The 10,457-nt window shown below is 58.8% G+C and carries 13 protein-coding genes and 2 pseudogenes; 11 read left to right on the top strand and 4 right to left on the bottom strand.

What is annotated here, in order from left to right; translation table 11 throughout:
- The coding region (locus M3461_18710) for a glutamate dehydrogenase (protein ID MDQ3776236.1) at positions 1–350 on the top strand (350 nt) is incomplete at its 5' end.
- A gap of 24 nt (positions 351–374) precedes the next feature.
- Here the strand turns inward: M3461_18710 and M3461_18705 are convergent.
- From M3461_18705 to M3461_18695, 3 genes and pseudogenes are all read right to left on the bottom strand, one after another.
- Positions 375–1,223 carry a sterol desaturase family protein gene (locus tag M3461_18705; protein ID MDQ3776235.1) on the bottom strand — a complete coding sequence of 283 codons (849 nt, stop codon included), beginning with the start codon at positions 1,221–1,223 and terminating at the stop codon, positions 375–377.
- A 100-nt stretch (positions 1,224–1,323) separates the two neighbouring features.
- Positions 1,324–1,482, bottom strand: coding sequence for a hypothetical protein (locus M3461_18700; GenBank protein MDQ3776234.1), 159 nt, complete (start codon positions 1,480–1,482; stop codon positions 1,324–1,326).
- A gap of 13 nt (positions 1,483–1,495) precedes the next feature.
- A pseudogene (locus tag M3461_18695) lies at positions 1,496–1,512 on the bottom strand (hypothetical protein).
- Positions 1,513–2,065: 553 nt separating this feature from the next.
- On the opposite strand from M3461_18695, the gene M3461_18690 reads away from it, so the two are divergent.
- From M3461_18690 to M3461_18665, 6 genes are all read left to right on the top strand, one after another.
- Entirely contained in the window at positions 2,066–2,725 is a 660-nt protein-coding gene (locus M3461_18690) for a hypothetical protein (protein ID MDQ3776233.1), read from the top strand.
- A complete protein-coding gene (locus tag M3461_18685) occupies positions 2,725–2,868 on the top strand; it encodes a hypothetical protein (GenBank protein ID MDQ3776232.1) in 144 nt (47 codons plus the stop codon). The genes M3461_18690 and M3461_18685 overlap by 1 nt, the downstream gene beginning before the upstream one ends.
- A 278-nt stretch (positions 2,869–3,146) precedes the next feature.
- Positions 3,147–3,431 (top strand): DUF1778 domain-containing protein, encoded by a 285-nt coding sequence (locus M3461_18680; protein MDQ3776231.1) that lies wholly within the window; start codon positions 3,147–3,149, stop codon positions 3,429–3,431.
- A gap of 269 nt (positions 3,432–3,700) precedes the next feature.
- A complete protein-coding gene (locus tag M3461_18675) occupies positions 3,701–3,940 on the top strand; it encodes a GNAT family N-acetyltransferase (GenBank protein MDQ3776230.1) in 240 nt (79 codons plus the stop codon).
- 33 nt (positions 3,941–3,973) lie between these two features.
- Positions 3,974–4,195, top strand: a complete 222-nt coding sequence (locus tag M3461_18670; GenBank protein ID MDQ3776229.1) for a hypothetical protein — start codon at positions 3,974–3,976, stop codon at positions 4,193–4,195.
- A 47-nt stretch (positions 4,196–4,242) separates the two neighbouring features.
- Positions 4,243–5,667, top strand: coding sequence for a dihydrolipoyl dehydrogenase (locus M3461_18665; GenBank protein MDQ3776228.1), 1,425 nt, complete (start codon positions 4,243–4,245; stop codon positions 5,665–5,667).
- Positions 5,668–5,779: 112 nt separating this feature from the next.
- On the opposite strand, the gene M3461_18660 is transcribed toward M3461_18665, so the two are convergent.
- Complete coding sequence (locus tag M3461_18660) at positions 5,780–6,286, bottom strand: hypothetical protein (protein ID MDQ3776227.1); 507 nt, start codon at positions 6,284–6,286, stop codon at positions 5,780–5,782.
- A gap of 818 nt (positions 6,287–7,104) precedes the next feature.
- Here M3461_18660 and M3461_18655 point away from each other — a divergent pair.
- The 4 genes and pseudogenes from M3461_18655 to M3461_18640 all read left to right on the top strand — a co-directional run bounded on the left by M3461_18655 (position 7,105) and on the right by M3461_18640 (position 10,397).
- Positions 7,105–7,857: a creatininase family protein gene (locus M3461_18655; GenBank protein MDQ3776226.1), complete on the top strand. Its 753-nt coding sequence runs from the start codon at positions 7,105–7,107 to the stop codon at positions 7,855–7,857.
- 61 nt (positions 7,858–7,918) lie between these two features.
- Positions 7,919–8,098, top strand: a pseudogene (locus tag M3461_18650) (phosphonopyruvate decarboxylase).
- 607 nt (positions 8,099–8,705) lie between these two features.
- Positions 8,706–9,977, top strand: a complete 1,272-nt coding sequence (locus M3461_18645) for a hypothetical protein (protein MDQ3776225.1) — start codon at positions 8,706–8,708, stop codon at positions 9,975–9,977.
- 246 nt (positions 9,978–10,223) lie between these two features.
- On the top strand, positions 10,224–10,397 hold the full coding sequence (locus M3461_18640; GenBank protein ID MDQ3776224.1) for a hypothetical protein: 174 nt from the start codon (positions 10,224–10,226) through the stop codon (positions 10,395–10,397).
- Positions 10,398–10,457 lie beyond the last annotated feature (60 nt).

Raw genomic sequence — 10,457 nt, 5'->3', positions numbered from 1 at the left:
GCACGCTGGTCAAGAATGGCTGCATCGCGGTCTCGGAAGGGGCGAACATGCCGACCGATCTGGAAGGCGTGCACGTCTTCAAAGACGCGAAAATCCTCTACGCGTCCGGCAAGGCTGCCAACGCCGGAGGCGTCGCGGTGTCCGGCCTCGAGATGAGCCAGAATTCGGAGCGGCGTTCATGGAAAGAGGCGGAGCTCCAACAGCTGCTGCTCGATATCATGGAGGGAATCCACAACAGTTGCGTCGAATATGGCACCCAGAAGGGCGGCCATGTCGACTATGTGAAGGGCGCGAATATCGCGGGCTTCAAGAAGGTGGCCGATGCAATGCTTGCTTACGGCGTTGTATGAATATGCTAAAAACTGGCGTGCGCCTCACATATCCCGGCGACGATTGATGACGTAATCGCTCGGCTTTCCGGCGAACGGTAAGCGTAGCATTGCAGAGAAACGAGCCACCTCGGCGGGTTCGCGCAAGCCCCGGATCCCGATGGTCAGGTCCTCGTGCGGGGCGCGCGGCGCCTCCCGATAGGTGCCGAACAAGCGATCCCACCATGGCAGATTGAAGCCGAAGTTGGAATTGGCCTCGTCCTCCTCGATCGAGTGATGCACGCGGTGCATGTCGGGCGTCACCACGAACCGGCGCAGAACGCGGTCGATACGCTCCGGGATGCGCACGTTCCCGTGATTGAACATCGAGGTCGCGTTCAGGAGGACCTCGAACACGAGCACCGCGACGGGCGGGGGGCCGAGCGCGGCGATCACGAAACCCTTCAGTCCCATGGAGAGCAGGATCTCCAGGGGATGGAAGCGCGTCCCCGTGCTCACGTCGAAGCCGAGATCGGCGTGGTGCACGCGGTGCAGCCGCCACAGGAGCGGCACGGCGTGAAACATCACGTGCTGTAAATAGATGACCAGATCGAACGCCAGCACAGACAGCAGAAACGCGAGCGGCTCGGGGCATTCGATATAACGTAATAGACCCCAGCCCCGTTCCTCCGCCAACACCGCCATGCCGACCGCGGCGCCCGGGAAGACGATACGCAGTGTGAGCGCGTCGAAAACGACGAGCGCGACGTTTCCGGGCCAGCGGCCCGACCGCGGGAGCGCGAGCGCGCGCTTAGGCGCCGCCGCTTCCCACAGGCCCATGACGGCGAACACGCCCGCGAAGAAGGCGAGACGGATCGCGGCTTCGTGTTCCAACACGAACGCTGGCACGTCCATCGACCCTAGAGCGCTATCGACCGTGGAACCCTTGCATGTCCACGATGCCACAACACTTTAACGCCGGCTACCGGACGCATAGCCCGATCGATGCCGATCATTACCGCTTCCGCCCGTGCTTTCGCTCCAGAAACGCGGCAATGCCCTCGTCCATCTCCTCGATGGAAACGGGCCGCTGCCCCAGTCGCTTCAGCATCCCCATGATCGAGAGCGCGGTCAGGTTGGCAGGGCGTAGCTTGACGGTACCGTCCGGCAACAACTCGAAGTCCAGCTTCGATCCTGCCTTCAGACCGAGCTTTTCGCGGATCCCTTTGGGCAGGGTGACTGCATCTTGCTGGTCAATGTGGCTACCATCGTAGGAATCCTTGCCCTCTACGTAGGCCCTACCAGGCTATGACAGGTAAGCATGGATCTCAAGCTCCCGCACTGATGTTGTATGGCGACCACTTGCGCACAGTCGGTTGTCGTGCTAAACATACACTCGGGGGGGGGGGACAGCCCCTGATCGAGCCCGCGGTTCGGGCATGGTCACCGGGGACGCTCGCCGTGAGCAAGCCTCACTGCCCTTTCTACCCCATCGGTTCGACGCGTCAACGCGACAAGGACCGGCAATAACGGCTTCATCACCATAAGCGGGCATCGCCCCATTGGACTGAGGATTATCACCATGAACAAGACAATGTACCTAGGCGCCGTCGCGCTATCCGTACTGACAGGCCCTCTGGCGTTCGCCGACGAGGCCGCGGGGGGGCGACCGTATGGGACGGGTTCTCGGGTTTGCTCACCCCGGACTGGGACCGGGACCTCTCTGTAGCGCTGGGGACCAAGGTGTCGCTGAATGAGTGGTCGCGAGAGAGGAGGTTCATTCGTTCAGTGACGCGTTCACTCCGCAATTTGAGCTTATCATTGCCTCCGATTCAGCACCTGACGCGCAGGAGTCCGACCGCGAGCCGGTCCCGATCCCGCAGCTATCGGTGCGATACCAGTGGCTGATCGTGACGGGGAGCTATTACTCCAAGACGGGTTTTGATTTTGGCACGTCGGAGGCAATAGTGCGGCGAATTAGTTTTGTGGAAGTAACCGAGGAAACACTTTCCCGGACCGAATTCGAAACCTCGGGAGAGCGATACGAGTGGGATGCCTCGGCGGGCATCTACGTCCATCCCTATGTCGCCATCCTCGGTGGTTACAAGAAGGTACGCCAGGAGTTCGATACTACAACCACTGTTACGGATAGTCCTGGCACGGCTGCTTCTAGGACTTTCAGCTTTAGAACGTTCGACGATATCGACATTGAAGGTCCGACGATCGGTATCGCTGCATCGGTGCCCATCGGCGGCGGATTCGGGATGTATGGCAGCTACGCTCACGGTTTCATGGACACTAAGATTAGAACTGTGTTCGAAGAAGGAGATTTCCCCAGCGAGACATCTCCCGACTTCGACACCACCTACAATGTCGCCGAGGTGGGATTCTCCTACACCCACGGGTGGAGCGCTTGATGCCGCACATGCCCCTGTCGGCGGCCACGGCGTACGCCGGGTATCGCTACCAGAGGATCAGCACGGACTTCGATGAGCTCAATGTCCAGGATGCCGGAGATGTCACCGAGGGCTTTGCCGTGGGAGTCAACTTCTCGTTCTAGGCAGCTCTGAACGCCAAGCGTGCGCTGTGCGCATGGCACAGGCGATTCATGCGCCCGGTGCGCGCTTGGCTGCGATCCCCTCGTCGATGGCATAATGGGTCACAGGAACCCGTCGGTACCCTTGGCGGGAGCGATGCTACCCTCGAGTGGTGACCACATTCCCCGTACGCGGTCGGTATATCCTCCGGTTGCATGAATCGGCGACCCGCGAGCCATGCCGTACATTGTCCGTACGTGTTAGACTATGGGTCTGAGAGGTGCCTACCATGCGAGCCAATATGACACAACGGGACCAGCGCATCGATTTACGCGTGTCCGCCGACCTCAAGACCTTGCTGTCGCGGGCAGCGGCCTACTCCGGCATGTCCCTGTCGAGCTTTCTCGTTGCTGTCGCGTCCGACCACGCCAAGCAAGTCATCGGGGAACATGAAACCGTCACGCTCTCGTCACGAGATTGGAAAGCGTTCCTCGCTGCCCTCGACGAAGCCGACAAGCCTCGTCCGCGATTGGAAGCCGCCGCTAGTCGCTACCGTGAACGCCGCATGAGTCGCGATGCCGGCTGAGTGGCGCATCGTGCCGCTTGACCGGAAACATGACCGCAGTGCATTCGATTGCGGCGAACCTGCCCTCAACGACTATCTCGCGCGCTATGCTCGCCAGAATCAGGGATCGGGCATAGCGCGCACGTTCGTCGCGGTCGAAGACGAGGCGCCCAGCCTGCATCCTCGGCTACTATTCGCTCACCGTCGGCGGTATCGACAGAGCCAACCTGTCTCCGGAAGCCGCAAAGCGCTTCCCGAACTATCCGCTTCCCGTCGCTCGCCTGGCACGGCTGGCCGTCGATCGTGGCGCGCGAGCGCAAGGACTCGGAAAGCACCTGCTGATGGACGCTTTGCACCGCTGCCTACGGGTCGCCCATGAGGTGGGCGTCGTGGCCGTATTGGTCGACGCCAAGGATGATCAGGCGAAGCGCTTCTATGCTCGGTACGAATTCGAATACATTGCTCGACCAACCGCTCCTGCTTTGGTTGCCGATGCGGGCGGTCAGCCGGTTGTTCGCCGAGACGAATGAATAATGTATAGCGGCGTTGGAGGAGGCACAGCAATGAAAGAGACTGCTTTCTATGTCAAGATCGTCGAATGGTCCGGGGAGGAGCAATGCTTCGTAGGAAGCTGTCCGGGGCTGTTCTACGGCGGATGTCACGGTGATGGCGAAAGCCAAGTCTTCGCCGAGCTTTGCGAGATCGTCGATGACACCATCGATCTCTACAAGCAAGAAGGTAGGCCCTTGCCCTCCTCCGACGTCCGGCAAGGACTACGCAAATAGGATGCTGAATACTGTTTAATCCCAATTCTTTGCATTCTAATGAGATTATGACGACACGTGCGGTCGATGTTGCCATCGTAGGGGCAGGCACTGCGGGTTTAGCGGCCCGCCGCGAGGCCGCGAAGGCAGGCGCTCGAGTCGTACTGATTGAATCGGGGCCTTACGGGACCACTTGCGCGCGTGTCGGATGCATGCCCTCAAAGCTTTTCATCGCTGCAGCGGAGGCGGCGCACGCGGTGGCGGGGGCGGGTGAGTTTGGCATAGATATCCCGGGCGGGGCGCGCGTCGATGGGCGAGCCGTCATGCAACGGGTGCAGCGCGAGCGAGACCGCTTTGTCAGTGGCGTGCTCGACTCCATAAGGGAAATCCCAAATAAGCAACTTCTGCGAGGCTACGCCCGGTTCGTAGGCCCTAACACGCTGGAGATTGACGACGGTACCCGGATCGAAGCAAGGGCGATCGTGATCGCGACCGGCTCCCATCCCTCGATCCCGCGCTCATTAGAGCCAGTACGTGAGCACGTGCTGGTAAGCGACGATTTATTCGAGTGGCAAGACCTGCCAGGCTCCATCGGGCTGATCGGTACCGGCTCGGTCGGTTTGGAGCTAGGGCAAGCCTTGCATCGGCTGGGCGTACGCACATGCTTATTCAGCCAAGGGGATAGCATCGGCCCGTTGCGCGACCCAGTAGTCAACGACGCCGCCAGAAACATCATCGCACAAGAGTTGCCCCTGTTGTTGAAAGCGGAGACCGAGTTTGAAAAAGACGGCGATAGCGTGCGCGTGCGTTGGCGGACCAGTGGAGGCGCAGGTGAAGAAAGCTTCCAACGGATCCTGGCGGCGACGGGCCGGCCGCCCAACCTTGGGCGACTTGGCCTCGAGAGGACAGGGCTCGAATTGGATGGACGCGGATCACCGCGTTTCGATCCCCGAACGATGCAATGCGGAGATAGCCCTATCTTCATCGCCGGTGATGTCAACGGAGATCGTCCTCTGTTGCACGAGGCCGCCGATGAAGGCCGCATCGCGGGGATCAACGCGGCTTCCTGGCCCACGGTCGAGGCCAAGACGCGCCGAACCCCTTTGGCCATTGTCTTCACCGATCCTCAGCTTGCTGTTGTGGGCACGGGTTTTACGGGTCTGGGCAATGTCGCGATCGGAAGCATCGATTATCGCGATCAGGGTCGCGCTCGCGTTATCGGAAAAAACGCCGGCTTGATCCGCATCTATGCCCGGCGTGAGACCGGAACCTTGATCGGTGCCGAGATGGTGGCACCGCGTGTCGAGCACATGGCACACTTGCTCGCCTGGGCCATACAAAGAGAGCTTACTCCGGCAGATGTTCTTGATCTACCCTTCTACCATCCGGTCCTGGAGGAAGGGATCCGCAGCGCGGTCCGGACGCTATGCTCGGAGCTCTACACCATGCCCCCGGAGCGGCCTCAAGACCTGGAGTGCGGTCCGGGCAGCTAAGGCGCGAGTCGTCCATCGCCATCGTGAACCTGCCCAATATCACGTCAGTTCCTCACACGGGTCGTCGCCCGAATCTAGGCCGAGAGATCGGGCAGCGCCAGCGGATACTCGGCTAGCCGAACCGCATGATCAACATGCCGAGGGCCATCAAGCTCATGCCGACGTTCTCCACCAGACTGACCGTGCTGAGCGGGACTTTGAGCACGCTGCCCATACAAGGACAGTCGAGGTCGAGACCGCGACGGACCCCATCGAATACCCCTAGCGCGCTAAAGCCAAACACGACGAGGGTGATGATGTAAGTGACAACCGGGTACAAGAAGGCCAGGTACGCCAGTCCAAGTGCAAGCTCGACAAAGGGATACACATAGGCGTATGCCCGCACCCGCTTGGCTAGGAGGTCATACATTTCAAAGCCATCAGCGTAGCCGTTGAGATCAAAGATCTTGAACATGGAGTAAATGACTAGAAACAGGCCCATGAAATAATGCATGAAAAGCATCGCGCTGGGAGCCTGAAGCTGAAGCGCCCCGGCAGCGAGTAAGGTCAATACGATCAAGCTGATGAGTGGCCAATAATCGGCGAGGTGGGTACCCCGCCCTTCTTCGTGTTGTTTCACATGACTTGCCATTGCTCCGACCCCGTTTCCGCCGTAAGAATACAGTATTCGCCGATTATGGCGCGTTTCCGACTTCGTGATTCTGACCACGGAATGGCCAGAATCCAGACGTAGGGACAGCCCCCATTTCCGCGGCACTATCCATGCCCGAGCTCGAATATACGGGGCTGCAGAAAAGCTGAACCTTAAGACCCGTTTAAGACACATTACCGCGGGCGCCGCGTTAGGGTTATTCGAGTACCCTTGTAAAGATTACAAGCTCTATGCAATCCTTTCAACGTTGGCAATTTGTGGGCAAGACCACCCCATCGCTTAATACCTAATCGCGAGAAGCGTCTGGGACACAGGTCGTCATCACTGGCTATCTCGCTCCTCGCGGATCCACTGTGCGGCATTGCCCTCGAGCCGCGGCAGCCGGCTACGGAGCCGTTCCAGTTCCCGGACGATTTCCTCGCGGCGGGTGTTCTTTGGCTTTCGTCCGGTTGACGAAGCTCCCCTTGCCGAAGCCTTGCCAGCGCCGCCCAAACCTCGTCCTCCAGGATCACATTGACACGATGTGACATGGCCTATGACACCCGATCCACACTATAGTGCACGCTTAGTATACATACTGGAGACCGGACGATGATGATCGAAGCGCAGGCAGGGCTTCGTCGAAGCCGCGCGTAGCCGCGGGATCGAATGGTATGCTTGTGTCCCCTGCTTGTTCCTCACGCCGGCGCGCCGGGCGTGAAGGACGAGCCGCAGCACGAGCTGATGGGGCGCATCACCGGCCGCATGTTCGACACCATGGAGCGGCTCCAGGAGAAGTGACGACGATGCTGGGCGCGTTCCTGGAGGATCTGAGCTGGCCGGAGGCCGGGGCGCGCATCACCGCGGGGGCCGTCGTCGTGGTGCCGGTAGGGGCGGCGGCCAAGGAGCACGGGCCACACCTCCCGCTCAGGACCGACTACCTGGTCGCACGGGAACTCGGCCGGCGTGTCGCCGAGGCGCTGCCGGTGCTCGTCGCGCCGGTCATCTCGTTCGGCTACTACCCGGCCTTCATCCGCTACCCGGGGAGCCAGCACCTCCGGGCGGACACGTTCATGGCGCTCGTGACGGATGTCCTGACGGGCTTTGTCGGCCAAGGGGCGCGCCGGCTGGCGATCATCAACACCGGGGTCTCGACCGAGGCGCCGATCCGGATCGTCGTGCGGGACTTCTATGCGGTCCACGGCGTGCGGGTCGCGATCGCCGACCTGGCCACCCTTGGGCGAGCCGTCCGGCCGCGGCTCCGCCAGAAGCTCGGCGGCCATGCGGACGAACTCGAGACCTCGCTCGTCCTCGCCATCGAGCCGGACGCCGTGCGGATGGAGCGGGCGGAGGCCGACTACGGCCATGCGCCGGACGCCCCCGCGACCGTCTTCTACCAGCCGGTCGTCTTCGATGTCGACCCGGGCTCCGGCCCAGACTGGAGTCGGATCGGTGCGCGCGGCGATCCTTCGCTCGCGACCCGCGAGACCGGCGAGGCCGCCCTCCGAGAGATCACGCGCGAGCTGGGTCTCGTCGCCCTCTACCCGGACCTCCAGTAACTGCTGGCAGTTTTTTCCGGCTCGCACCGTAAGGCAGGCTCGTACTTCGGAACGGACGAGGATGATCGAAGCACAGGACTTCGTCGAAGCCGCGCGCAGCCGCGGGATCGAATGGTATGCTTGTGTCCCCTGCTCGTTCCTCACGCCCTTCATCAACTACGTCATCAACGACGAGCGGCTCACCTATATCTCCTCGGCAAACGAGGGCGATGCCGTGGCCACGGCGGCCGGTGCGGCGATCTACAGGACGATATCCGAGCGCGGCTCCTCGGCGTCTCTGGCCTTGCGCCGGAGCACTACGCCGCCGTCCTGCTCACCGGCTCCGGGACCGCGGCAGTCGAGGCGATGCTGACCAGCTTAATCCCGCAGAGCGGCGCGTTGCTGGTGCTCAGAACGGCGTCTCCGGCGAACGCCTCACTTGCTGCATCACTAGAGTACTTGCATCATGAAATACGATGTACATGAGTCAAGTTTTGAACAGGATTGCACACTAACCCCTCTCCCCCAAATAAGCAGTTTAGGAGAAGATCGGGGGCAGATGCCCGTTCGACGATCTTAACTGATCTCGACGCTCCCCATGATGGCAGTTGCCTTGAAGCCCAGCGTCCCGTGGTCGGCAGCCGCTACGCGCCCACCTGTAGGGCGATGATTGGCCATCGTGTCGGGCGAAAGGTCGAGAGGTTTCGACCAGCGACTATGTCGGAAGAGGATAACATGTCTCGTCGGTCTGAGGCGAAGCCTCGTTAGTGTTCTTCTGGCCCTTGCCGCGTTTGGGGTGTAGAAAATTTACGGGCGACAAAATGCGGCTAGAAAGAGAGAAAGTCTACTTATTAACGATACCCTTGTTGATGTCCCTAGGGGTTGCTGCGTTATTCTATCCAGGGTTTATGTCGTATGACACCCTATATGCGCTTCGCGGTGCAAGAAACGGGGTAACAGATTCGCTGTGGCCGCCGATGGTCAGTTACGTCTGGCGCGTTGTTGATCTGGTGTCATACAATCCATCTGCAATGCATTTTTCTCAGGTATTCCTTCTGCTTTTTTCTATTTTTGTTGTCCTATTTCTTTTTACAAAAACAATTGCCTACGCAACGACATTCTTGCTTATCTATTTAAGTATTCCTGTAGTGCTTGGCACTGTAGCGGTTATTTGGAAGGACGTTCTGATGGCAGCTTTTTTTCTGGCAGGCTTTGCTGTCATCGCGTTCATGAGGTCTGTAATAAACAGGTGGTGGTTTATTTTTTTATTGTTGCTGGCACTGTTCATAATATTTTTCGGCGTTTGCTCACGGCATAACGCCATCACTGGCGCCGTTCCATTGCTTTATTACCTTGCGTTGGTCGTATGCTCACGTGTGCTGAAGCGTCCCATACATTTATGGCTGGGTGTAATTTTGTTGGGCTCGGTGCTAACAAGTACAGTTTTTATCACGAAAACTCTGTTGGATAATTATTCTCTTCCTAACTTTGAGAGGCTGAGTAATAGTAGTGATATCATTATTCGATCTGTACGAGTCCTTGATGTTGCTGGAGCGAGCCTGTGTGTGGGTAGTAATCTTTTCGCCGACGTGGCACCAACTTTGTCTCTTACTGAAATAAGAAGTGTGTATGACCCAAGGCATGCAAACCTTTCAAAAGGTTTGCTGGATAGGCGGGATGTCTATAGTAGAATCGACAAAATATGGCTTAGTGTTGCGCTGCATCATCCCGTTTGCTTTTTCAATCACAAACTCCAACTGACAAAATATCTGGTTGGAGCGAACAAAGGGGCTCAATTCCTAATTACGCATCCGTCAATTGACAACAATGATTACGGATACAGTTTGCCGGAATCTTCACTACGTGACGCAGCCTCCGCGTACATAGTTCATGGTTCTCAACTGCCTTTTTTTAGGCCTTGGTTCTTATATCTCATCTCAATCGGCTCTTTCATTTACATGGTTCGGGTTAGAGCATTGACGGCAGGCTATTTGACCATTTTCCTGTCGGCCATTTTTTATTTTGCCGGCCTTGTTGTATATGGTAATGCTGCGGACGCTAGGTTGCTTTTCTATACAACGACCGCTCTTTCAATATTCACATTTATATCCATGTTGGAATTCAAAAAGAGGCATAAATGAACGCCATCATTTTCCATTCCATTTGATTATCCCTCCATCTTGGTGAAGTTTGTTACAGCGGAGCGGTTTTGAACGGCGAATGCCGGCCCGAAGGGCGAAAGCCAGGAAGGGCTTTCGTAAACGGGTGTTCGAGATCGACGCCGACCAGTGCCCCCGGGGCGGTGGCACCTTGAAGATCATCGCTGCTATCGAAGATCCTCCCGGCTCCTACTGCCGGGCCCCTCGGCCGGGATCCGCACGCTGGCAGTGCCGTACGATCAGTTGGTCGTCTTCGCGAGCCTGGTAACGCTCGCCGGGCTGCTCGTGGCCGTGGTGCTGTGGCATCGGCAGGTCGGCGCCTTGTGCGGGATCCCGGTGCTGTACATGGTTCCTCCTCTCACCCTGGCGTCGATCGATCGTTACGCGTTCCGGCGTACCTGATCGTTCTTGCGACCCTCGTGATCGTGCCGGCCCTGGTCGGTCGCGACATCTGTGCAGCAC

The organism is Pseudomonadota bacterium, assembly GCA_030860485.1.
In the GTDB taxonomy this organism is placed as follows: domain Bacteria; phylum Pseudomonadota; class Gammaproteobacteria; order JACCXJ01; family JACCXJ01; genus JACCXJ01.
This window is presented reverse-complemented; position numbering and strand designations above follow the sequence as displayed.